Origin of the sequence: Acidovorax benzenivorans, from assembly GCF_028680575.1 — a bacterium.
GTDB lineage: Bacteria > Pseudomonadota > Gammaproteobacteria > Burkholderiales > Burkholderiaceae_C > Acidovorax > Acidovorax benzenivorans.
In genome coordinates, this window is record NZ_JAPCKI010000023.1 from 48,154 (window position 1) to 70,376 (window position 22,223).

Sequence of the window (22,223 nt, forward strand, 5' to 3'; positions counted from 1 at the left end):
CCGTCTATGCCACCGGTGTGCTGTCAGTCAGAGGCGCAGGCAGCGGCAGGCGAACGATGGCGTCCAGCCCAGTCACCTTGTGGCCCTGCACCCGGTTGGTCAGGGCGATGCTGCCTTCCAGTGCTTGCACGATCTCGTGGCAGATGGCCAAACCCAGGCCGCTGCCCGTGCGCACGTCGCCCGCCGAGAAGGGCTGGAACAGCCGGGCCGCCAGCTCGTCATCAATGCCTGGGCCGTGGTCGCTGATCGTGAGCGCCACATGCCGTCCGTCGCTGCGCAGGTCCACCGTCAGTTCACTGCCCGGCGGCGCATGGCGCACGGCGTTATGCAGCAGGTTGCGGCTCAGCTCGCGCAGCATCCACTCGTGGGACTGCACCAGTGCGGGCTCGGTGTGGATGCCGAAGTCCAGATCGCGTTGGGCAATCAGCGGCGAAATCTCCAGCGCCACGGCACGCAGGATGTCGTCGAACCGGGTGGTGGGGGGCGCGCTTTGCTGGCGTAGCTGCTCCACCTTGGCCAGTGCCAGCATCTGGTTGGCGAGCTGAGTGGCGCGGTCCACCGTGTCACTGATCTCGTGCAGGGCTTGCTGTGGCTCGACGTCGCCGCGCAGGGCTGATTGCACCTGGGTTTTGAGCACCGCTAGCGGTGTGCGCAACTGGTGCGATGCGTCGCGCACAAAACGCTTCTGGTGCCGCAGCAGATGGCGCAGGCGCTGCATGACCTCGTTGGTGGCGTCCACCAGTGGCTGCAGCTCGCGCGGGGCCAGGGGTGCGGCGATGGGGCTCAGGTCGCCTTCACGCCGGGCCTGCAGTTGCTGGCTCAGCTGGCGCACAGGCTGGGTTGCGCGCTGCACCACCAGCACCACGGTGAATGCGATCACCGCAATGAGCAGGGCCTGGCGGAGCAGGGTGTTTCGCAAGATTTGCAGGGCCAGGGTTTCGCGCACCTCCAGCGTCTCGGCCACCTGAATCACGGCCATGGCCCGGCCCTGAGAGCTGGCCACCGGCTGCAGCAGTACGGCCACGCGCACATCGCGGTCGCGAAACCGATCGTCGTAAAAGTCCACCAGGGCTGCGTAGGGCGGGCGGGCAGGGATGCTGCCGTGCCACATCGGCAGGTCTTCAAAGCCTGACACGATCTCGCCTTTCAGGGTCGAGACGCGGTAGAACATCTGGCTTTGGTTGTCAGCCTCAAAGGCCTCCAGGGCCGAGTAAGGCACGATGGCGCGCAGTTGCGCCGTATCGTCAAAGCCTTTCACATCGAGTTGCTCGCTGATGCTTTTGGCAGATGCCAGCAGGGTGCGGTCGTAGGCGGTGTTGAGCGACGCCAGCGTCTGGTGGTACAGGCTCCAGGTGTTGAAGCCGATGAACAAAGCCACGGGCAGCAGAATGCCCAGCAGCAGGCGCCGTCGCAGCGAATGGTGGCGCACACTGTCCTGGCTCATGTGTCGGCCCGCAGCAGGTAGCCCAGTCCGCGCAACGTCATCAGGGTCAGGCCTGTGCCCGCCAGCTTCTTGCGCAGTCGGTACACCACGACCTCGATGGCTTCGTACTGCACGTCCAGCTGGCCTGGGAACACCAGCTCATACAGTCGCTCTTTGGTCACTGCGTGCCCGGGTTGCGCGAGCAGTGCGTGCATGAGCGCCAGCTCGCGGGGGGTGAGTTCCATCACCTCACCGTTCAGGTAGAGCGCGCCGCTGTCCTTGTCGTAGCGGATGGCTCCGATCTGCACGGTACTGGGCGCCAGCGGCGTAACAGCAGGGTCTGCGCTGCGGCGCACCAGTGCGCGCAGGCGTGCCTCCAGCTCGTCCAGATCAAACGGTTTGGGCAGGTAGTCGTCGGCACCGGCATTCAGGCCCACCACGCGGTCGCCCACGGTGCCGCGTGCGGTGAGGATCAGTACGGGCGTGCGCAGGCCGCGCGATCGGGCTTGTTGCAGCACCTGCAGGCCGTCCAGGCCGGGCAGGGTGAGGTCGAGGATGACCGCGTCGGGCAGCAGGGCGGTCCATTGGCTCAGCGCTGCGCGTCCGTCGCCCACGGCGGTCACCTCCATGCCACGCCGGGTCAGTGCGCGGTGCAGCGTAGCTTGCATGGTGGGGTCGTCTTCTACGAGGAGCAATTGCATGCGCGGGACCATAGCATCGTCTCGTTGGGACAGGCGCATGAGTGTTTTCCCTGAGTCTGAGGACAGCCGTTTGACAGGCTGCGCGCGCATCATCAGGCGGTTCGCAAACCTTATCAGGAGACAGACACCATGCGTCGCGATACCTTTCTGAAATCACTGGCTGCCATGGCCGCCGCGGGCGTGTTGCCCGTGTCGGCCCAGACGGCAGCCGCCCTCAAGATGATGATCCCCGCCAACCCCGGGGGCGGTTGGGACTCCACCGGTCGCGCGCTGGGCAAGGCGATGCAGGATGCAGGCGCCGCATCGTCGGTGTCCTACGACAACAAGGGCGGCGCAGCGGGCGCGATTGGCCTGGCCCAGTTCGTCAATGCCAGCAAGGGCGACCCGAACGCCCTGATGGTGATGGGCGCCGTGATGCTGGGCGGCATCATCACCGGCAAGCCTCCGGTGGGCCTGGACAAGGTTACGCCCCTGGCGCGCCTGACCAGCGAATACAACGTGTTCGTGCTGCCCGCCAACTCGCCCTTCAAGACCATGAAGGACGTGGTGGACCAGCTCAAGAAAGACCCCGGCAGCGTGAAGTGGGGCGGCGGCTCGCGCGGCTCCACCGAGCACATCGCGGCGGCCATGATCGCCCGCGAAGTGGGTGTAGACCCTGCCAAGATCAACTATGTGGCGTTCCGTGGGGGCGGTGAGGCCACCGCCGCCATCCTGGGTGGCAATGTCACTGTGGGCGGCAGCGGCTACAGCGAGTTTGCCGAGTACATCTCGGCCGGCAAGATGCGTGCAGTGGGCGTGACATCGGGCACCCGCCTCAAGGGCGTGAACGTGCCCACGCTCAAGGAGCAAGGCATCAACGTGGAAATCGGCAACTGGCGCGGCGTGTACGGCGCGCCAGGCATCACGCCCGAACAGCGCAAGGCCTTGATCGATGCGCTGGCCAAGACCTTCAAGCACAAGGCTTGGCAGGACGCGATGGAAAAGAACGGCTGGACCCCCGCATGGATGGCTGGCGACGAGTTCGCCAACTTCGTGGATGCCGAGTTCGCCAGCATGCGCGCCACGATGGCCAAGTCCGGAATGATCTGATCCCGAAGCAAGGCGCGGCAGCCGTCTTCTCGCCCTCCCTCTTGCCGGGTGGGGTGGGTGGGCGTCTGGCGCCGCCGTGCATTGGTTGGTGCGAAGGAAAAAACATGACACAACAACATTCATCGCGCTCCAAGCCCTTGCAGACCCTGATCGGGGTGGGGCTGGTGGTGTTGGCGCTGGGCCTGGCCTGGGGAGCCAGCTCGGTCAGTTCCGAGGCCGGTTATGGCGGCGTGGGCCCCAACTTCTTTCCTTGGGTGGTCAGCATTGCCATCCTGATCTGTGGCGTGCTGTGTGTGGTGCACGCGCTGAATGGCGGTTTTCGCGAGATGGAAGAAGGCTCTGGCGATGAGCGCGCCCACTGGAAGGGCTTCATCTGGGTGTCGGCAGGGCTTCTGCTCAATGCCTTGCTCATCACCACGCTGGGCTTCATCCTGAGTTGTGCTTTGTGCTTTGTGCTGTCGGTGCGGGGTTTCAAGAGCTCGGAAGGCGAACTGGACCTGCGCCTGCAGGCCTGGATCAAGGATTCCTTCATCGGCATCGCGGTAGCGGCCCCGGTGTACTGGATGTTTACGCAACTGCTGGCCATCAACCTGCCCGGCCTGACCAACACGGGGTGGCTGTAAAGCCTGCATGTCATGGATACGTTAAACCTTTTGATGCAGGGTTTTGCCACGGCGGCAACACCCATCAACCTGATGTGGGCCTTTGTGGGCTGCATGATCGGCACCGCCGTGGGCGTTTTGCCTGGCATTGGCCCGGCGGTGGCGGTGGCCATGCTGCTGCCCATTACCGTGAAGGTCGAGGCCACGGCTTCGATGATCTTCTTTGCCGGCATCTACTACGGTGCCATGTACGGCGGCTCTACCACCTCCATCTTGCTCAACACCCCGGGTGAGGCCGGGTCCATGGTCACGGCCATGGAGGGCAACAAGATGGCCAAGAATGGCCGCGCTGGTGCGGCGCTGGCCACGGCGGCCATTGGCTCGTTTGTGGCGGGCACTATCGCCACTATCTTGGTCACCTTCTGTGCGCCGCTGGTGGCCGAGTACGCTGTCCGCCTGGGCCCGCCGGAGTATTTCATGCTCATGGTGCTGGCCTTCACCACCGTGAGTGCGGTGCTGGGCAAGAGCACGCTGCGCGGCATGGTGGCGTTGTTTGTGGGCTTGGCCATGGGTCTGATCGGCATTGACCAGATCACGGGCCAGGCGCGCTACACCGGTGGCGTACCCGAACTGATGGACGGCATTGAAGTGGTGCTGATTGCCGTGGGGCTGTTTGCCGTGGGTGAGGCGCTGTACAACGTGATGTACGAAGGCCGCACCGACGAGACCCAGAACCGCTTGACCAGCACGCACATGACCAAGGAAGAGTGGAAGCGTTCCTGGCCCGCCTGGATTCGCGCCACATTCATCGGGTTTCCCTTCGGCACCGTGCCGGCAGGCGGCAGCGAGATCCCGACCTTCCTGAGCTATGCCGCCGAGAAGAAACTGAGCAAGCACAAGGAAGAGTTCGGCACCACCGGTGCCATTGAAGGGGTGGCAGGCCCCGAGGCTGCGAACAACGCGGCCATCACGGCCACGCTGATTCCGCTGCTGACGCTGGGCATCCCCACATCGAACACCACGGCCATCCTGCTGGGCGCGTTCCAGAACTACGGCATCCAGCCCGGGCCGCAGCTGTTTGACACCAACGGTGCGCTGGTGTGGGCGCTGATTGCGTCGATGTACATCGGCAACGTGATGCTGCTGATCCTGAACCTGCCGCTGGTGGGCCTGTGGGTGAAGCTGCTGAACATTCCCAAGTCGTACCTGTACGCGGGCATCCTGGTGTTCTCGACATTGGGTGTGTACGGCATGCGTCAAAGCGCGTTCGACTTGGTGCTGCTGTATGCGATTGGCCTGCTGGGCGTGGTGATGCGCCGGTTTGACTTTCCGGCCGCACCGGTGGTGGTGGGCATGATCCTGGGGCCCTTGGCCGAGGCGCAGATGCGCAATGCGGTGTCGATTGGCGAGGGCAAGTGGACGATCTTCCTGGAGCGCCCAGGCTCGGTCACCCTGATCGTCATCGTGCTGGCGGTGCTGATCGTGCCGCGTCTGCTGCGCCGCTGGGCGGCCCGCAAGATGGCGCTGGCGCAAGCCTGAGCCCGTGGCGTGGCCCCTGACACGCATCCATAAAAAAACCGCGCCGGGTGGCGCGGTTTTTTTTCGTCCAGACGGCACGGGTGGATCCGTGCCGACGAATTGTGTAGCAAGCCAGACTCCGGGGCGCTGTGCTCCCGATGCCCTCCCCACCAGGCGACTTGCTGTGAACTCAGGCTGAATCCTACCATAAAATGCGAATAGTTCTTATTTGCAGGATGGGCGCATGTCTTCATTTCCGCAGGAGTTTCTGGTGCTCTGTCGCCAACTGGGTGAGGTCCAGCGGCGTTGCAGCGCCACCCTGGCTGCGCAGGCCGCCGAGATCCAGGCGCTGCAGGCCGAGGTGGTACGGCTGCGCGGTGCCGTGGTGTTGCGCGACACGCGGCTGGCCATGGCGCATGACGAGCTGGCACAGACCCGGGCCGCCATCCCGGGTCTGTCGCGCCGCCAGGCCATGGCGCGCCACATTGCCGCGCTGGCCGAGCGCATTGCCTCCTTGTCGCGGGAATGCCTGCGCTGGCGACTGGCCGCGCAGGCCGACACAGGGGCATTGGGTGGCATGGGGCCGGGTGGGTCAACCGTTGCCGCGCCCCTGAATGCCCCGGCCCGTTCCCGCAGGGTGCTCGTGCCCGTGGTCGTCGAGGCCGTGTCGGACGCAGACGCCGATAGGGCCTTTGATGCGAGCCTGGCCGCTGCGGACCTGGTGATTTGCCAGACGGGTTGTATCAGCCACGATGCCTACTGGCGCGTGCAGGACCATTGCCGTCGCACGGGCAAACCTTGCATCCTGGTGGACCAGCCGCTGGCGACAGGTGATGCCCCCCCGTATGCCTCTTTGGCCCCTGTTTTAGATAAAAATGGCTGATAGCGCAGGTGCTACTTTCCTGAGTAGCTATGTAATTTATAGCAAAACGCTGTTGTGATGGGCGTCCGCTGCTTGTTGGGGGCAGCCCCTGCGGCTTGCCAGCGCGCTACCATCCGCAGATGCCCTTGCTTGCTGATGACGCCCCCGCACTGCCGCTGGATGCCCAGGGCATTCTTGAATTGGCGGCACGTTCCATGTTCCAGCTGTTCTCCAGCGTCAGCCAGGGCATGTTCCTGGTGGATCGCAGCGGGCGCATCGTGTGGGTGAACGAGGGCTACCAGCGTTTCCTGCCCGATCTCGGCTTCTCGTCGGTGGACCAATTTGTCGGCCGCACTGTGGAGGAGGTGATCCCCAACACACAGATGCGCCGCGTGCTGGAGACCGGCCAGCCCGTGCTGATCGACCTGCTGACCAACAAGGCGGGCACCTTTGTGGTCAGCCGCATCCCGCTGCGCGACGACGCCGATCGCGTGATCGGCGCCATCGGCATCGTGCTGTTCGACCACCCCGAGACCACGCTGCAGCCACTCATCAGCAAGTTTGCGCTGCTGCAGCGCGACCTGGACGATGCCCGGCGCGAGCTGGCCAGCCAGCGCCGCCGCAGCCTGGCGGTGGCGGGGGATGGCGAGCGCCGATCCAAGTACACCTTTGCCAGCTTCATCGGGTCGAGTCCTGCCGCCGCCGAGGTCAAGCGCCAGGCGCGGCGTGCGGCGCAGTCCAGTAGCCCGGTACTGCTGCTGGGCGAGACCGGCACGGGCAAGGAGCTGCTGGCCCATGCCATCCACGCGGCGTCGAGCCGCGCGAGCGGCCCCTTCGTGAGCGTCAACATCGCGGCGGTGCCTGACACACTGCTGGAATCCGAATTCTTTGGCGTCGCCCCCGGCGCCTACACCGGCGCCGACCGCAAGGGGCGCGATGGCAAATTCAAGCTGGCCGATGGCGGCACGCTGTTCCTCGATGAGATTGGCGACATGCCGCAAAGCCTGCAGGCCAAGCTCTTGCGGGCCTTGCAGGAGGGTGAGATCGAGCCGCTGGGCTCGAACAAGCTGGTGCCCTTCAACGTGCGCATCCTGGCCGCCACCTCGCGCGACCTGGCGACCCTGGTGCGCGAAGGCCGGTTCCGCGAGGATTTGTTCTACCGCCTGCACGTGTTGCCCGTGCGTGTTCCACCGTTGCGGGCGCGACGCACCGACATCCCGGCGCTGGTGGAGGCGCTGGGTGAAGACCTGGCCTTGCGCAACGGCACAGCCCCTCCCGAGTTGCTGCCCGACGCCATGGCGCTGCTGGCGGGCCAGCCCTGGCGCGGCAACATCCGCGAGCTGCGCAATGTGCTGGAGCAGGCCGTGATGCGCAGCGACTCCCCGTCCATCGATGCGGCGCAGCTGGAGCGCGTGTTGCGTGAAGCCGGCGTGGAGCCTGCAGCCCCCGCCCCCGTGCAGGACTCCGCCCCGATGGACGATGCCGAGGACGAAAGCCGGTACTTGCGGCCGCTGTCCGAACAGGTGGCCGAGCTGGAGCGGCGTGCCATTGCCGCAACCCTCAAGGCCCATGGTGGCAACAAACTCGCCACGGCGCGTCAGCTGGGCATCTCGCGGGCCACGCTCTATGGACGCCTGGAAAACCCTGAATAAATATTGAACATTTGTCTGGTTTTTGGGCAATTTATTTGTCTATAAATTAGACTGTGTCGCGCAGGTGTCAGCAGAAGTTTCATAAAAATCAATGGCTTGCGTGTTGGCATGAACTGTGCAATGTTCAGGCATCACAACAGGAGACATCGCCATGCACCGTCGCACTCTGGTCGCCCTCGCTTCCGCAGCCGTTACCGCCGCCGTACTTTCTGCCCCCGCGTTCGCGCAGACCGGTGAAATCCGCATTGCCCACGTCTACAGCAAGACAGGCCCTCTGGAGGCCTACGGCAAGCAGACTCAAACGGGCCTGATGATGGGCCTGAACTACGCCACTGGCGGCAGCATGACCGTCAATGGCAAGAAGCTTGTGGTCATCGAAAAGGACGACCAGGGCAAGCCCGACCTGGGCAAGAGCCTGCTGGCCTCGGCCTACTCGGATGACAAGGCCGACATTGCCGTGGGCCCAACGTCCAGCGGCGTGGCGCTGGCCCTGCTGCCCGTGGCCGAGGAATACAAGAAGATCCTGCTGGTCGAGCCCGCCGTGGCTGACGCCATTACCGGCGACAAGTGGAACAAGTACATCTTCCGCACCGGCCGCAACAGCAGCCAGGACGCCATCTCCAACGCCGTTGCCATTGACAAGGCTGGCGTGACGGTGGCCACGCTGGCGCAAGACTATGCTTTTGGCCGCGACGGTGTGAAGGCTTTCAAGGACGCGCTCAAGAACGCCAAGCTCGCCCATGAGGAGTACCTGCCCACCACCACCACCGACTTCACCGCCGGTGCCCAGCGCCTGATCGACAAGCTCAAGGACGTGCCCGGTCGCAAGGTCATCTTCATCATCTGGGCCGGCGCGGGCAACCCGTTCAAGATCGCCGACATGGACCTGAAGCGCTACGGCATTGAGATCGCCACGGGCGGCAACATCCTGCCTGCCATGGCTGCGTACAAGAACTTCCCCGGCATGGAAGGCGCCACGTACTATTACTTTGGCATCCCCAAGAACCCCGTGAACGAAGCCCTGGTGGCCGCGCACTACAAGGAGTTCAAGACCCCGCCAGACTTCTTCACCGCAGGCGGCTTCAGCTCGGCCATGGCGCTGGTCACTGCACTCAAGGCTACGGGTGGCGACACCAACACCAACAAGCTCATCAAGACCATGGAGGGCATGAGCTTCGAGACCCCCAAGGGCAAGATGACCTTCCGCAAGGAAGACCACCAGGCCATGCAGAGCATGTACCACTTCAAGATCAAGGTGGACCCGGCCTTCGCCTGGGGCGTGCCCGAGCTGGTGCGCGAGATCAAGCCTGAAGAAATGAACGTGCCGATTCGCAACAAGCGATAAGCCGGTCTTTCGATTCCGATAGCGAGTTAGCGAGGCCCGTCGGACAGGACCACCGTCCTGCTCCTTCGGGGTCCATCCCGCAGGGGCGGCCGCCCCTCTTTTTCCAGTGAATTGATGCATGAACCCCCGGGTCTACACGGGGGCTGGGTCGGTTTTTCTCAAAAATTATTTGGAGACAAGACAACATGGCTTTCAATTTCATCCGGGCGGCCGCAGCAGGGGCTGCGATGGCACTGTGCGGCGTGGGCAGTGTCTACGCTGCCGTCAACCTGCCAGCACTCAAGATCGACAAGACACAGACCACGGTATCGGGCCTGTCATCGGGCGGCTTCATGGCCGTGCAGCTGCACGTGGCGTACTCGGCCACGTTTGCCAAGGGTGCGGGGGTGGTCGCGGGCGGCCCGTTCTATTGCGCCGAGGGTTCGGTCGTCAACGCCACCGGGCGCTGCATGGCCAGCCCCGCGGGCATTCCCACCAGCACGCTGGTGAGCACCACCAACACCTGGGCCAGCCAGGGCGCCATCGACCCTGTGGCCAACCTGCAGGGCTCCAAGGTCTACCTGTTCTCTGGCACGCTCGACAGTGTGGTCAAGACCGGTGTGATGGACGCGCTGCGCACCTACTACAACAGTTTCGTGCCAGCGGCCAACGTGGTCTACAAGAAAGACATCGCGGCCGAACACGCCATGGTGACGGACGACTATGGCAATGCCTGCTCCACCAAGGGCGCGCCCTACATCAGCGACTGCAACTTCGACCTGGCCGGTGCGATGCTGCAGCACCTGTACGGTACGTTGAACGCACGCAACAACGCGACCTTGCCCACCGGCAATTACATCGAGTTCAACCAGAGCGAATTCATCACCAACCATGGCATGGCCACCACGGGCTGGGCCTATGTGCCCCAGGCCTGCCAGGCCGGTGGCACTGCCACCTGCAAGCTGCACGTGGTGCTGCATGGTTGCAAGCAGAACATCAGCGATGTGCAGCAGCAGTACGTGCGCAACACCGGTTACAACCGCTGGGCTGACAGCAACAACATCGTGATGCTGTACCCGCAGACCAGTACCGCCGCCACCAACAGCTGCTGGGACTGGTGGGGCTATGACAGCGCCAACTATTCCAAGAAGTCCGGCCCGCAGATGGCCGCCGTCAAGGCCATGGTGGACCGCATCTCCAGCGGCACCGGCGGCACCACGCCCCCAGACCCTGTCGCCCTGCCAGCCCCCACGGGCGTGAGCACCTCGGGCGCCACGGCCAGCAGCATGGCCATTAGCTGGGCCGCCGTCACCGGCGCTGCCAGCTACAACGTGTACCGCAACGCCAACAAGGTCAACGCGCTGCCTGTGACTGCCACGAGCTATACCGACACCGGCCTAGCCGCCTCCACCACCTACAGCTGGACCGTGCGCGCTGCCGATGCCAACGGTGCCGAGGGTGCAACGTCTGCCGCTGCCTCGGGCACCACGCTGGCTGCATCGGGTGGCAGCACGGGCACCTGCACCACGGCCAGCAACTATGCGCATACCCTTGCGGGTCGGGCCTATGCCTATGCCGGTTTTGCGTATGCCTTGGGTTCCAACCAGGGCATGGGTTGGTGGAACGTGTTCGTGACGACCACGCTCAAGCAGACCAGCCCCGGCTACTACGTGATCGGCACTTGTCCTTAAAGTGCCGGGGCGCGCTGCCGCAGGGCAGGGCGCCCCACCCATTCCATCGATTGACTCAGACCGTGAAAGTGAACCCCCACCCATGAGCACCTTGGCCACCAAGGACTTGACCATCCGCTTCGGCGGCCACGTGGCGGTCAACGGCGTGACCTGCTCTTTCGAGCCCGGCACGCTGACCGCCATCGTGGGCCCCAATGGCGCGGGCAAGACCACCTACTTCAACCTGATCTCGGGGCAACTCAAGGCCACCAGCGGCAGCGTGACGCTGGGCGGGCAGGACCTTACGGGCCAGTCCGTCTCGGCACGCACGCATGCGGGCCTGGGCCGGGCGTTCCAGCTCACCAACTTGTTCCCCAACCTCAGCGTGCTGGAGAACGTGCGCCTGGCCGTGCAGGCCACGCAAGAGGGCAAGCACCGCCGGGGCATGAACCTGTGGAGCATCTGGAGCGACCACAATGCGCTCACCCAGCGCGCCCGTGTGATCTTGCAGGCCGTAGCCATGACCGACCGGGCCGACACGCCCGTGGCCAGCCTGCCGCATGGCGACCAGCGCAAGCTCGAAGTGGCGCTGCTCATGGCGCTGGAGCCGCAGGTCTACATGTTCGACGAGCCCACGGCTGGTATGAGCCATGACGAGGCGCCCGTGATCCTGAACCTGATCCGCGAGCTGAAGAAGGACAAGACCAAGATCATCCTGCTGGTGGAGCACAAGATGGACGTGGTGCGCGAACTGGCCGACCGCATCATCGTGCTGACCAACGGCACGCTGGTGGCCGACGGCCCACCGGCCGAGGTGATCGCATCGCCCGTGGTGCAAGAGGCCTATCTGGGCGTCAGCAAGGACGCTGACAAGGACGCAGAGAAGGAGGCCGCATGAGCACGACGACTGCAACCCCCAACCTGCTCGAACTCAAGGGCGTGCACACCCACATCGGGGCGTACCACATCCTGCACGGCGTAGACCTTGCCGTGCCCAAGGGCCAGCTCACCATGCTGCTGGGCCGCAACGGTGCGGGCAAGACGACCACGCTGCGCACCATCATGGGCCTGTGGCATGCGTCGCAAGGCTCCATCCACTTTGGCGGCAAAGACATCACCGCGATGAACACCCCCGCCATCGCAGGCCTGAACATCGCCTACGTACCCGAGAACATGGGCATCTTTGCCGACCTCACGGTGAAGGAGAACATGCTGCTGGCCGCGCGCAGCGCGAGCAACGCCACACAGATGGACCAGGAGCGCCTGCAGTGGATCTTCAAGCTCTTCCCTGCCGTGGAGAAGTTCTGGAACCACCCCGCCGGCAAGCTCAGCGGCGGGCAAAAGCAGATGGTGGCCGTGAGCCGCGCCATCGTCGAGCCGCGCGACCTGCTCATCGTCGATGAGCCCAGCAAGGGCTTGGCGCCCGCCATCATCAACAACATGATCGACGCGTTCGACCAGCTCAAGAAGAGCGGCGTGACCATCCTGCTCGTCGAGCAGAACATCAACTTTGCGAAGCGGCTCGGTGACACCGTGGCCGTGATGGACAACGGCCAGGTGGTGCATGCGGGCAGCATGGCCGCGCTGGCGCAGGACGAAGAACTGCAGCGCTCGCTGCTGGGGTTGGCGCTATGAGTGGTTGGAAAAATTTGAGGCCTTTTGGGGCAGTGGCGCCGGTATCTATTGCCTTGGCAGCTATTAAATATGTAGCTAATGTGCGTTGTGCGGCGGCAGCCGCTGGAGGTTGGGCATGAGCATCACCCGCGATTTCGACTGGAAGCCGCTGGCACTGGTGCCTGCGCTCGCGCTGCTGGTGCTGCCCTTCATCGGCTCGCCCAGCACCTGGCTCACGCTCACGGTGGCGGGGCTGGCCATGGGCATGATCATCTTCATCATCGCCTCGGGCCTCACGCTGGTGTTTGGCCTCATGGACGTGCTCAACTTTGGGCATGGCGTGTTCATTGCGCTGGGCGCCTTTGTGGCCACCAGCGTGCTGGGCAGCATGACCGACTACACCCAGAGCGCCGAGCTGTGGCGCAACCTGCTGGCCGTGCTGCCCGCCATGCTGGTGGCCATGGCCGTGGCGGGCGCCGTGGGCCTGGCGTTCGAGCGTTTCATCGTGCGGCCCGTGTATGGCCAACACCTGAAGCAGATCCTCATCACCATGGGCGGCATGATCATTGGTGAAGAACTCATCAAGGTCATCTGGGGCCCCGCGCAGATCCCGCTGCCTTTGCCAGAGGGCATGCGCGGGTCGTTGCTCATCGGCGATGCCGCCATCGAGAAGTACCGCCTGGTGGCAGTGGCCGTGGGCCTGCTGGTGTTTGGCGTTCTGGCCTGGACGCTGTCGCGCACCAAGGTCGGCCTGCTGATCCGTGCGGGCGTGCAAGACCGCGAGATGGTTGAGAGCCTGGGCTATCGCATTCGCCGCCTGTTCATTGGTGTGTTCGTGGTGGGCTCGGCCCTGGCGGGCCTGGGCGGCGTGATGTGGGGCCTGTACCAGCAGAACGTGGTGCCGCAGATGGGCGCGCAGGTCAACGTCCTGATCTTCATCGTCATCATCATCGGCGGCCTGGGCAGCACGGGCGGGGCGCTCATCGGCGCGCTGCTGGTGGGGCTGATGGCCAACTACACCGGCTTTCTGGTGCCCAAGGTGGCGCTGTTCTCCAACATTGCCCTCATGGTCGCGATCTTGCTGTGGCGTCCGCAAGGCGTCTACCCGGTCGCCAACCGTTGAAGAGGAGCCCAACAACATGCTGAACCGACTTCTCTCCGGCGACTACCCGCGCAGCAAGGTGCTCGCGGTGATCCTTGTGGCCATCTTCCTGGGCCTGGCGTTGGCGCCGTTTCTGTTTCCTGGTGTCAAGGCGCTGTCCGTGGCGGCCAAGGTGCTGATCTTTGTGGTGCTGGTCGCCAGCTTTGACCTGCTGCTGGGCTACACCGGCATCGTGAGCTTTGCGCACACCATGTTCTTTGGCATCGGCGCCTATGGCATTGCCGTGGCCACCACACGCATGGGGCCTACATGGTCTGCTCTGCTGGTGGGGCTCGCCGGGGCGCTGGTGCTTTCGCTGTTGCTGTCCCTGGCCGTGGGGCTCTTTTCGCTGCGCGTGCGGGCCATCTTCTTCGCCATGATCACGCTGGCGGTGGCGGCTGCGTTTCAGACGCTGGCCTCGCAGCTGTCGGACATCACGGGTGGCGAGGACGGCCTGACCTTCAAGGTACCCGAGATCCTGTCGCCCAGCTTTGAGCCGTTTGACGATCCCTTTCTGGGCGTGACCATCGACGGGCGGCTGATCTGCTACTACCTGCTGTTCGTCGCGGCGGTGGCGCTCGTGCTGGCGCTGCTGCGCATCGTCAACTCGCCGTTCGGCCGCGTGCTCCAGGCCATCCGCGAGAACGAGTTCCGCGCCGAAGCCATTGGCTACCGTGTGGTGGTGTACCGCACCACGTCCAGCGTGCTGTCGGCGCTGTTCGCCACCATGGCGGGTGCGATGCTGGCGCTCTGGCTGCGCTACAACGGGCCAGATACCTCGCTCAGCTTCGAAATCATGATGGACTGCTTGCTCATCGTGGTGATCGGTGGCATGGGCACCATCTACGGCTCGGCCATCGGCGCTGTGCTGTTTCTGGTGGCGCAAAGCTACCTGCAAGACCTTTTGCGCCTGGGCAGCGAAGCCACGTCGGGTCTGCCCTGGTTGTCGGCCTTGCTGTCGCCCGACCGCTGGTTGCTGTGGCTGGGCGTGCTGTTTGTTCTGTCCGTTTATTACTTCCCCACCGGTGTGGTGGGGCGCCTGCGCGCGGCAGCTGCGCGCAAGGCGGGGTGAGTGGCCCCGGCCACGCCGGGTGACCGGCGTGGCCAGGGTGTGTGGGTGAGCTGTGCAACAAGACGCAAAGAAAAAACTCCAGGAGACAAGCACATGAAGATGAGCATGAAGAACCCGCGTTTTCGTCCTTTCGTACCCGCAGCGCTGGCTGCGGCCGTGTTGGCTGCCTGCGGCGGCAGTGATGGCGACAGCGCCGCACCCAACACCAAGCCCGCTTACCTGGGCACGATCAGCGAGGCCACGTACGACGGCACCAGCAACGACTTGCTGACCGCTGGCCTGGGCGCCACCGGCCTGGCCGCAGCCGTGCCACCGGCTTATGCCGACCCGCTCAAGCCCACGGCGGCCGAGCTGCGCCGCACGGCCATCCACACCAACTACCGCGCCATGCTCGACATGACGGCCGCAGGCGGCTACGGCACGCTCTATGGCCCCAGGGTGGATGCGCAAGGCAAGGTCACCACCGGCGAGGGCAAGGTGGCGGGCACCGAGTACATCGCGTTTGCTGACGACGGCACAGGCCGCAAGAACGTCACCCTCATGGTGCAGGTGCCTGCCAGCTTCGATCCCAAGAAGCCCTGCATGATCACCGCCACGGCCTCGGGCTCCCGCGGGGTGTATGGCGGCATCTCCACGGGCGAGTGGGGCCTCAAACGCGGCTGCGCCGTGGCCTACTCCGACAAGGGCACCGGCGGTGCGCCGCACGATCTGCAGAACGACACCGTGCCGCTGATCGACGGCACACGCACCGCGGCCACCGCTGCGGGCAAGGCCGCAGCCTTCAACGCGGGCCTCACGGCCACCGAGCTGGCGGCCTTCAACACCGCCACACCCAACCGCTTTGCTTTCAAGCACGCCCACTCGGGCCAGAACGCGGAGAAGGACTGGGGAACCACCACGCTGCAGGCGGTGGAGTTCGGCTACTACGTGCTCAACCAGCGTTATGGCAGCACCGATGCAGCGGGCCAGCGCCTGAAGACGTTGACCCCGGCCAACACCATCGTGATTGCATCGAGCATCTCCAACGGCGGTGGCTCCGCCATTGCCGCGGCCGAGCTGGACACCCAGGGCCTTATCAGCGGTGTGGCCGTGTCCGAGCCCGCGCTGGAGCTGCCCGCCAACCCCGGTGTCACCGTGCGCCGTGGCAGCACCGAGGTGGCCGTCACTGGCAAGACGCTGGTGGACTTCACCACCTACGCCAACCTGTACCAGGCCTGTGCATCGCTGGCGCCCTCGGTCAGCACCAGTCCCTTTGCCGCAGCGTTCGCGGCCGGGTTTGCCAGTGCCGCGTTGCCCATTGCACCCAACCGCTGCGCGTCGCTCAAGACAGCGGGTTTGCTGACGGCAACCACCACGGCCACCCAGGCCGAAGAGGCCCTGCAAAAGCTGCGCGCCTACGGCTGGGAGCCCGAATCGAACGACCTGCATGCGTCGCTGGCTGCGTTTGAAGTGGCTCCTGCCGTGTCGGTGACCTTTGCCAACAGCCTGTCGCGCGCCAGCGTGAAGGACCACCTGTGCGGCTTCAGCTACGCCAGTACCACGGCTGCGGGTGCGGTGACGCCGCTGGCGCCTGCTGCGCTGGTGGGCATGTTTGCCACGGGCAACGGCGTGCCCCCATCGGGCGGCATCAACTTGGTCAACAACCTGGGCAAGCTGGGCCCGGCGCGTGACTTCATGTCCGTGTCGGACGCCGGTGTGGCCGACTGGAACACGGCTGGCGCCCTGTGCCTGCGCAACCTCGTCACCGGCAATGACGCTGCAGCCAAGAAGCTGCAGGCGGGCGTGGACGAAACCCGCCGCAGCGGCAACCTGCGCGGCAAGCCCACGGTCATCGTGCACGGCCGCGCCGATGCGCTGCTGCCCGTGAGCCATACCTCGCGCCCTTACGCTGCGTTGAACAAGAAGGTCGAAGGCGCCGCCAGCAAGCTCAGCTATGTGGAGGTGGCCAACGCCCAGCACTTCGACAGCTTTATCGGCCTGCCCACGGTGCTGCCGGGCTATGACACGCGCTATGTGCCGCTGCACGTGTACCTGAACCACGCGCTCGATGCGGTGTACGACCACCTCGCAAACGGCAAGGCCCTGCCGGGCAGCCAGGTCGTGCGCACGGTGCCACGCGGTGGCACACCGGGCAGCGCCCCGGCCATCACGGCCGCCAATGTGCCTGCGCTGGCTACCACGCCTGCGGCTGCCAACGCCATCGCCATCACAGCCGGAGCCATTTCTATCCCTGACTGACCCACACGCCCTGCGGCGGACACAACTACCCGGCGGCTTGCGCACCCCATGTGCGTGGGCTCCGGGCCAATCAAGGTGTAGTCAAAACAAGGATGGATGCAATGAACGCTGTGAAGATGTGGGTGCGCCGCGCGTCGGCCACCCTGGGGGTGAGTGGAGCGTTGGCCGTGGCAGTGGCCGCAGGGGTGGCGGCGCCCGCGCGGGCTGCCGAGGTGGTAGTGGGGCAGGTGGCCCCGCTGTCGGGTGTGCTGGCCAGCACCGGGGCGCAGATGGTGCTGGGCGGCAAGATTTACTTTGACTGGGTCAACGCACAAGGCGGCGTGCACGGCGCGAGCATTCGCCATGCGGTGGCCGACGATGGTTACAAGGTCGCAGACACCGTAGCGCGGACCCGCGAAATGCTGGCCCGGCCCGAGGTGGTGGCACTGTACGGCTTTGCGGGCACGGCCAACATCACCCAACTGCTGGCCGACGGCGTGCTGGAGCAGGGCGGCGCCGCGCTGGTGGCGCCCTATACAGGGGGTGAGTCGCTGCGCAACCCCTTCAACCCCTGGATCTTTCATGTGCGCGCGGGCTATGTGGACGAAACCGAGCACATGGTGCAGCAGCTCACCACCCTGGGCATGAACCGTGTGGCAGTGATGTACCAGGATGATGGATTTGGCAAAGCGGGCCTGGCGGGTGTGGAGGCGGCCCTCGCCAAGCGCAACCTCAAGCTGGTCGTGTCTGCAGGCTATGAACGCAACACCGACAAGGTGGATGACGCCGTCAAGGCCATCAAGGCCACCGATGTGCATGCAGTCATCATGATCGCGGTGAACAAGCCTGCTGCGGCCTTCATCCAGCGCTACCGCGAGCAGGGCGGCGGCGCGCAGCTGTACAACATCTCGGTGGTGGACCCGACCGAGCTGGTCAAGCTCGCGGGCCTGAAGAACGCGCATGGCCTGGGCATCAGCCAGGTAGTGCCATACCCCTACCGGCCTCAGCTGCCGGTGGTGCGTGAATATCAAACACTGCTCAAAAAGTACGCGCCCGAGGCCGAGGTCAACTACACCAGCTTCGAGCAGTTCCTGGGTGCCAAGGTGCTCGTCGAGGCGTTGCGCCGCGCCGGGCCTGCACCCACACGCGCCAAGGTCGTGAAGGCGCTGGAGTCGCTGCAAAGCTATGACCTCGGCGGTATCACGCTGAGCTACTCGCCCACCAACCGCATTGGCTCGCGCTATGTTGAGGTCACCGTCATTGGCAGCAATGGCCGCCTCATGAAGTGAGCCGCCGATCCTCTTCATTTTCTCAGTCCCACAAGGTCGCCATCATGTCCCCCACCTCGCGCTATGCCACCTGCGCTGGCTATGAAATCCATTACATGGAGTGGGGCGCGCGCGATGCCCCCGTGGTGATTGCATGGCACGGCCTGGCGCGCACAGGGCGCGACATGGACGAATTGGCCGCACACCTGGCCCCGCGCTACCGCGTGATCTGCCCCGACACCCTGGGCCGGGGCCTGAGCCAGTGGGCGCGCGCGCCGCTGGACGAATACCGCCTGTCGTTCTACGCGCGCATTGCGGCCGGCCTGTTTGACCAGTTGGGTATCGAGAAGGCGCACTGGGTGGGCACGTCGATGGGCGGCGCCATTGGCACCGTGTGCGCCTCGGGCCTGTTCGAGCCGCAGCTCAAGGGCTGCATCGCCAGCCTGCTGCTCAACGACAACGCCCCCCGCCTGGCCGACGCCGCGCTGGAGCGCATCAAGACCTACGCAGGCAACCCGCCCGCGTTTGACTCGGTGATGGAGCTGGAGGTGTTCTTCCGGCAGGTGTACAAGCCGTACGGCTGGCTGAGTGATGCGCAATGGCGCCTGCTGACCGAGAGCAGCACACGCCGCCTGCCCGACGGCCGTGTGACGCCACACTACGACCCCGCCATGGTGCAGCAGTTCACGCACCACGCCAACGACTACCTGATCTGGGACCACTACGACGCGCTCGACATCCCCGTGTTGTGCCTGCGCGGGGCCGAGTCTGACCTGGTGCTCCCCGAGGTCGCGGCCGAAATGCTGATACGCGGCCCCGGTGCCCGGGGCCTGGCTCAGGTGGTCGAGGTGCCCGGCTGCGGCCATGCGCCAGCACTGAACGTGCCCGAGCATTACGCACTGGTGGACGGGTTTTTGGCGCGGGCGGGGTAAGGTGGCTGGCGGTACATTGGCATCACTTTTTGCCTACCGCCATGAAACCGCTCTTGTTCATCGCTTCGCACCTGCTCACCCTGGCCGTGGGGTTTGCGGCGGGTGTGTACTGCTTGCCGATCCTGATCGCGCCTGCAGCCCCCACGTTGCAGGAGGTCCAGGCAAGCGTGCTCACGGCGCAATGGAAGGCCACCTTTCGCCGTGACCTGAAGGACAGCGACGCCCTGCACTGGGGCGAGGGCGTGGTCTCCATTGGCCCGCAAGCCATCGGCCTGGCGGGCAAGCTGGCACCGGGGCCGGACTACAAGCTCTATCTGTCGCCCGCGTTTGTGGAGACAGAGGCCGACTTCAGTCGCCTCAAGCCGCAAATGCTGCGCGTGGGGGATGTGAAGACGTTCAACAATTTCATCGTTGCGGTGCCGCAGGGCGTGGACCCCGCACGGTTCAACACCGTGATCGTATGGTGCGAAACCTTCGGCCAGTTCATCACCGCTGCGCAGTACCGCTAATCAAGCCGGGCTCTGCGGGGCGATTTGCGCCAACGCCGCCTGCAACCCGGCCAGGCCACCTACGCGCTGGTCGTTGATGAAAATCTGCGGCATCTGCCGCACCGAGGGCCCGCACTTGGCATAAAACGCCAGGCGCTCGGCCTCGTCGTCGATCTTGATTTCCTCGTAGGGCAGCGAGCGCGACTTGAGAAGCATCTTGGCCGACTCGCATTGCGGGCAGGCGGACTTGGAATACACGGTGATTTGAAAGGTCATGGTGCGAGTTTACGGGGCCGCACCATGCTCGCCATCGTCCACCTGCATCCACCCCGCCATGCTATGTTTTTGATATCGACTATCGGCTTGTGGAAAGCGCTGGCGGGCCATTTGGCATGAAGATGGGATTCGCCTGTGTGTCACACCAGCGCGCAGGCATTGGGGCGGCCCGGCCATGCTGTCAGCACCTCCCGGGTCAACAGCCCTGTGCGTCTGTTTCGGCTTGATCTAGGCGCAGCATCTCACTCCGTGTGGCTGCGACCCCAGGCAAATAATCGATCGACTCGTGAAGTGTCAACGCCACTTCAAACTCCGCCCTCGCCAAATCCAAATCGCCATCTATAACGGCTAGCTTGCCGAGATGGGCATGGTGCATTGCTGGCAGCTGTTTGCGCCCGTGCTGGACGAAGCGCTGGCTTCGCTGGGGCAGGCAGCGCGGTTCATCGCCGCGCAGCAGCGCACTGCGCAGGGTAGGGCGGTACGCCCATCGCCTGCTCTCAGCCCTTGCCTGCCAACCCCTCGGCCAGCGCCTCAAACACCACCCGAATCCGCCGCGAGGTGCGCAGTTCGCGGTGTGAGACGAGCCAGATGGGAAACCGCACCGGCGTCACGTCGTCCAGCACGCGGACCATGTCCGGGGTTTCGCGGGCGATCTCGTCCATCATGGCGCCAATGCCCATGCCCTGGCGCACCAGCGCCCAGTGGGCCACGGTGTGGTCGGAGTAGCAGCTGAAGTTGTCTTCGCTCAGGTTCAAGCCGTACTGGCGCAGGTAGGCAAGGTACTGGCCGTTGCGGTCTGAGCCCACAAACGGCAGGTGCGCTGCATCCTCTGCGCTGCGCGGATGGCCGTGGGCCTGGACCCAGGCCTCAGACGCATAAAAGCAGGCCCGGGCCTCGCGCACCAGGCGGGCGATCAGGTCCGGCTGCTCGGGCTGCACGTGGCGGATGGCAATGTCGGCCTCGCGGCGCAGCAGGTCGCTCAGTGCGTTGGATGAAATCACCTCGACGGCAATGCCTGGCTCCTGCACGCGCAGGCGCTGCACGATGGGAGGCAGCAGGTAGGCGGCCACGGCGTCGCTGGCCGACACCGACACCACGCCCCCCACGGCCTGCGACCGCCCGCTGGCTGCCAGGCCCAAGGCCTCTGCGGCAGCACCCATGGCGCGGGCGTACTCCAGCAGGTCCAGCCCGGTGGGCGTGAGCACCATGGCCTTGCCCACGCGCTCGAACAGGGTCACGCCCATCTGCTGCTCAATGGCGGCCACCTGTCGGCTCAGGGTGGGCTGGGTCAGGCCCAGCTTGCGGGCGGCGGCAGACAGCGAGCCGGTCTGCGCGGTTTGCAAAAACGCCTTTAGCTGATTCCAGTCGAGGTTATCCATGCATAAACGTATATGTTCGCTGCAATTTACCGCAATTTCCTGCGCTTCAATGCATGGATAGCATCCGGGTGTTGCTCTTTGCACTTCTGCGCTTTACTGCCTCGCGGCCTCCGCACTTCATACGGTCCGTACCCCATGTCTTCTCCTGCCATTGCTCCTGTCTCCAGTGCTTCACCCTCTGCGGCGGCCCGTTCGGCTGTGGCGTCCCAAGCGCGGTTCTGGGACCGCATCGCACCCAAGTACGCTGCCGACCCCATTGCTGACCTGGCGGGGTATGAGGCCACATTGCGGCGCGTTCAGGGCTTGCTGTCTACTCAGCATGACGTGCTGGAGATTGGCTGTGGCACGGGCAGCACGGCGCTGCGCCTGGCACCTTTCACCCGGAGCTTGCTGGCCACCGATGTCTCGCCCCAGATGATCGCCATTGCCCACCAGCGGCTGGCCGCGCAGCCCTCGCCGCAACTGAGTTTTGCCGTGGCCGACGCCGAGACTGCGGCCTTGGGGCAAGGGGCGTATGACGCGGTGCTGGCCTTCAACGTGTTGCACCTGATGAGCGACCTGGACGAAGCGCTCAAGCAGGTGGTGCAGGTGCTGCGGCCGGGCGGGCTGCTGATCTCCAAGACGGCATGTGTTGCCGAGATGAACCCGCTGATCCCCTACCTCGCCGTGCCCCTGATGCGCGCCATCGGCAAGGCCCCACCGGTGCTGTGCTTTGACGAACAGCGGCTGCGGGCGGCCATGGTGCAGCAGGGCCTGCAGATCTTTTGCGCCGAGCGGCATGGCACGCGCGGCAAAGATATCCGCGCCTTTGTCGTGGCCCGCAAACCGGGCTGATTCTTCTCCCACCCCTGCATCCCTTGCTGGCGGCCCCACAGCGGCCGCAGGGCGGAGTGTTGCCCATGGGGCGCTGTCGAATCGTTTGTTCATCCCGTTAACCCAAGGAGTCCGTCTTGCCACTTGCTCATTTCAGCGCTGCTCTGCTCTGGCTGCGCTGT

20 protein-coding genes are annotated in these 22,223 nt (G+C 64.9%); 16 read left to right on the top strand and 4 right to left on the bottom strand.

The window, feature by feature from the left end:
* Positions 1-4 precede the first annotated feature (4 nt).
* The gene (locus OIN59_RS23860) at positions 5-1,444 is read right to left on the bottom strand and encodes a sensor histidine kinase (RefSeq protein WP_274114501.1); all 1,440 of its coding nucleotides are present in this window, start codon (positions 1,442-1,444) and stop codon (positions 5-7) included.
* A complete protein-coding gene (locus OIN59_RS23865) occupies positions 1,441-2,124 on the bottom strand; it encodes a response regulator transcription factor (protein WP_274114503.1) in 684 nt (227 codons plus the stop codon). Before OIN59_RS23865 ends, OIN59_RS23860 begins: the two co-directional genes overlap by 4 nt.
* A 129-nt stretch (positions 2,125-2,253) precedes the next feature.
* Here OIN59_RS23865 and OIN59_RS23870 point away from each other — a divergent pair, with 129 nt between their 5' ends.
* The 15 genes from OIN59_RS23870 (at position 2,254) to OIN59_RS23940 (ending at position 19,594) form a co-directional block, all read left to right on the top strand.
* Positions 2,254-3,213, top strand: coding sequence for a Bug family tripartite tricarboxylate transporter substrate binding protein (locus OIN59_RS23870; RefSeq protein ID WP_274114505.1), 960 nt, complete (start codon positions 2,254-2,256; stop codon positions 3,211-3,213).
* Between the two features lie 104 nt (positions 3,214-3,317).
* The gene (locus tag OIN59_RS23875) at positions 3,318-3,836 is read left to right on the top strand and encodes a tripartite tricarboxylate transporter TctB family protein (protein ID WP_274114507.1); all 519 of its coding nucleotides are present in this window, start codon (positions 3,318-3,320) and stop codon (positions 3,834-3,836) included.
* Positions 3,837-3,848: 12 nt separating this feature from the next.
* Positions 3,849-5,354, top strand: coding sequence for a tripartite tricarboxylate transporter permease (locus tag OIN59_RS23880; protein ID WP_274114508.1), 1,506 nt, complete (start codon positions 3,849-3,851; stop codon positions 5,352-5,354).
* A 223-nt stretch (positions 5,355-5,577) separates the two neighbouring features.
* Positions 5,578-6,216 carry a DUF2325 domain-containing protein gene (locus OIN59_RS23885; protein WP_274114510.1) on the top strand — a complete coding sequence of 213 codons (639 nt, stop codon included), beginning with the start codon at positions 5,578-5,580 and terminating at the stop codon, positions 6,214-6,216.
* 119 nt (positions 6,217-6,335) lie between these two features.
* Positions 6,336-7,847 (top strand): sigma-54 interaction domain-containing protein, encoded by a 1,512-nt coding sequence (locus OIN59_RS23890; protein WP_274114512.1) that lies wholly within the window; start codon positions 6,336-6,338, stop codon positions 7,845-7,847.
* A 151-nt stretch (positions 7,848-7,998) separates the two neighbouring features.
* A complete protein-coding gene (locus OIN59_RS23895) occupies positions 7,999-9,192 on the top strand; it encodes a substrate-binding domain-containing protein (RefSeq protein ID WP_274114513.1) in 1,194 nt (397 codons plus the stop codon).
* Positions 9,193-9,377: 185 nt separating this feature from the next.
* Positions 9,378-10,862: an extracellular catalytic domain type 2 short-chain-length polyhydroxyalkanoate depolymerase gene (locus OIN59_RS23900; protein ID WP_274114514.1), complete on the top strand. Its 1,485-nt coding sequence runs from the start codon at positions 9,378-9,380 to the stop codon at positions 10,860-10,862.
* 82 nt (positions 10,863-10,944) lie between these two features.
* Entirely contained in the window at positions 10,945-11,739 is a 795-nt protein-coding gene (locus OIN59_RS23905) for an ABC transporter ATP-binding protein (protein WP_274114516.1), read from the top strand.
* Positions 11,736-12,476 carry an ABC transporter ATP-binding protein gene (locus OIN59_RS23910; RefSeq protein ID WP_274114517.1) on the top strand — a complete coding sequence of 247 codons (741 nt, stop codon included), beginning with the start codon at positions 11,736-11,738 and terminating at the stop codon, positions 12,474-12,476. The genes OIN59_RS23905 and OIN59_RS23910 overlap by 4 nt, the downstream gene beginning before the upstream one ends.
* A 115-nt stretch (positions 12,477-12,591) precedes the next feature.
* Positions 12,592-13,578: a branched-chain amino acid ABC transporter permease gene (locus OIN59_RS23915; protein ID WP_274114518.1), complete on the top strand. Its 987-nt coding sequence runs from the start codon at positions 12,592-12,594 to the stop codon at positions 13,576-13,578.
* 16 nt (positions 13,579-13,594) lie between these two features.
* Positions 13,595-14,668: a branched-chain amino acid ABC transporter permease gene (locus OIN59_RS23920; protein ID WP_274114520.1), complete on the top strand. Its 1,074-nt coding sequence runs from the start codon at positions 13,595-13,597 to the stop codon at positions 14,666-14,668.
* Positions 14,669-14,761: 93 nt separating this feature from the next.
* Entirely contained in the window at positions 14,762-16,906 is a 2,145-nt protein-coding gene (locus OIN59_RS23925; protein ID WP_274114521.1) for a D-(-)-3-hydroxybutyrate oligomer hydrolase, read from the top strand.
* Positions 16,907-17,007: 101 nt separating this feature from the next.
* Positions 17,008-18,174: an ABC transporter substrate-binding protein gene (locus OIN59_RS23930; protein ID WP_274114523.1), complete on the top strand. Its 1,167-nt coding sequence runs from the start codon at positions 17,008-17,010 to the stop codon at positions 18,172-18,174.
* 44 nt (positions 18,175-18,218) lie between these two features.
* Positions 18,219-19,085: an alpha/beta fold hydrolase gene (locus OIN59_RS23935; protein WP_274114525.1), complete on the top strand. Its 867-nt coding sequence runs from the start codon at positions 18,219-18,221 to the stop codon at positions 19,083-19,085.
* A gap of 41 nt (positions 19,086-19,126) precedes the next feature.
* Complete coding sequence (locus OIN59_RS23940; protein ID WP_274114526.1) at positions 19,127-19,594, top strand: DM13 domain-containing protein; 468 nt, start codon at positions 19,127-19,129, stop codon at positions 19,592-19,594.
* Here OIN59_RS23940 and OIN59_RS23945 read toward each other — a convergent pair whose 3' ends face one another.
* Both OIN59_RS23945 and OIN59_RS23950 read right to left on the bottom strand, forming a co-directional pair.
* On the bottom strand, positions 19,595-19,849 hold the full coding sequence (locus OIN59_RS23945) for a glutaredoxin family protein (protein ID WP_274114528.1): 255 nt from the start codon (positions 19,847-19,849) through the stop codon (positions 19,595-19,597).
* A gap of 497 nt (positions 19,850-20,346) precedes the next feature.
* Entirely contained in the window at positions 20,347-21,228 is an 882-nt protein-coding gene (locus OIN59_RS23950) for a LysR family transcriptional regulator (protein ID WP_274114530.1), read from the bottom strand.
* A 135-nt stretch (positions 21,229-21,363) separates the two neighbouring features.
* Between OIN59_RS23950 and OIN59_RS23955 the strand changes: the two genes are divergently transcribed.
* Complete coding sequence (locus OIN59_RS23955) at positions 21,364-22,062, top strand: class I SAM-dependent methyltransferase (protein ID WP_274114532.1); 699 nt, start codon at positions 21,364-21,366, stop codon at positions 22,060-22,062.
* Positions 22,063-22,223: the final 161 nt, after the last annotated feature.

What these genes read in the sequence shown, in the direction of transcription:
- OIN59_RS23860 (WP_274114501.1), bottom strand. Translation starts at nt 1,444, where the DNA reads ATGAGCCAGGACAGTGTGCGCCACCATTCGCTGCGACGGCGCCTGCTG.
- OIN59_RS23865 (WP_274114503.1), bottom strand. Translation starts at nt 2,124, where the DNA reads ATGCAATTGCTCCTCGTAGAAGACGACCCCACCATGCAAGCTACGCTG.
- OIN59_RS23870 (WP_274114505.1), top strand. Translation starts at nt 2,254, where the DNA reads ATGCGTCGCGATACCTTTCTGAAATCACTGGCTGCCATGGCCGCCGCG.
- OIN59_RS23875 (WP_274114507.1), top strand. Translation starts at nt 3,318, where the DNA reads ATGACACAACAACATTCATCGCGCTCCAAGCCCTTGCAGACCCTGATC.
- OIN59_RS23880 (WP_274114508.1), top strand. Translation starts at nt 3,849, where the DNA reads ATGGATACGTTAAACCTTTTGATGCAGGGTTTTGCCACGGCGGCAACA.
- OIN59_RS23885 (WP_274114510.1), top strand. Translation starts at nt 5,578, where the DNA reads ATGTCTTCATTTCCGCAGGAGTTTCTGGTGCTCTGTCGCCAACTGGGT.
- OIN59_RS23890 (WP_274114512.1), top strand. Translation starts at nt 6,336, where the DNA reads ATGCCCTTGCTTGCTGATGACGCCCCCGCACTGCCGCTGGATGCCCAG.
- OIN59_RS23895 (WP_274114513.1), top strand. Translation starts at nt 7,999, where the DNA reads ATGCACCGTCGCACTCTGGTCGCCCTCGCTTCCGCAGCCGTTACCGCC.
- OIN59_RS23900 (WP_274114514.1), top strand. Translation starts at nt 9,378, where the DNA reads ATGGCTTTCAATTTCATCCGGGCGGCCGCAGCAGGGGCTGCGATGGCA.
- OIN59_RS23905 (WP_274114516.1), top strand. Translation starts at nt 10,945, where the DNA reads ATGAGCACCTTGGCCACCAAGGACTTGACCATCCGCTTCGGCGGCCAC.
- OIN59_RS23910 (WP_274114517.1), top strand. Translation starts at nt 11,736, where the DNA reads ATGAGCACGACGACTGCAACCCCCAACCTGCTCGAACTCAAGGGCGTG.
- OIN59_RS23915 (WP_274114518.1), top strand. Translation starts at nt 12,592, where the DNA reads ATGAGCATCACCCGCGATTTCGACTGGAAGCCGCTGGCACTGGTGCCT.
- OIN59_RS23920 (WP_274114520.1), top strand. Translation starts at nt 13,595, where the DNA reads ATGCTGAACCGACTTCTCTCCGGCGACTACCCGCGCAGCAAGGTGCTC.
- OIN59_RS23925 (WP_274114521.1), top strand. Translation starts at nt 14,762, where the DNA reads ATGAAGATGAGCATGAAGAACCCGCGTTTTCGTCCTTTCGTACCCGCA.
- OIN59_RS23930 (WP_274114523.1), top strand. Translation starts at nt 17,008, where the DNA reads ATGAACGCTGTGAAGATGTGGGTGCGCCGCGCGTCGGCCACCCTGGGG.
- OIN59_RS23935 (WP_274114525.1), top strand. Translation starts at nt 18,219, where the DNA reads ATGTCCCCCACCTCGCGCTATGCCACCTGCGCTGGCTATGAAATCCAT.
- OIN59_RS23940 (WP_274114526.1), top strand. Translation starts at nt 19,127, where the DNA reads ATGAAACCGCTCTTGTTCATCGCTTCGCACCTGCTCACCCTGGCCGTG.
- OIN59_RS23945 (WP_274114528.1), bottom strand. Translation starts at nt 19,849, where the DNA reads ATGACCTTTCAAATCACCGTGTATTCCAAGTCCGCCTGCCCGCAATGC.
- OIN59_RS23950 (WP_274114530.1), bottom strand. Translation starts at nt 21,228, where the DNA reads ATGGATAACCTCGACTGGAATCAGCTAAAGGCGTTTTTGCAAACCGCG.
- OIN59_RS23955 (WP_274114532.1), top strand. Translation starts at nt 21,364, where the DNA reads ATGTCTTCTCCTGCCATTGCTCCTGTCTCCAGTGCTTCACCCTCTGCG.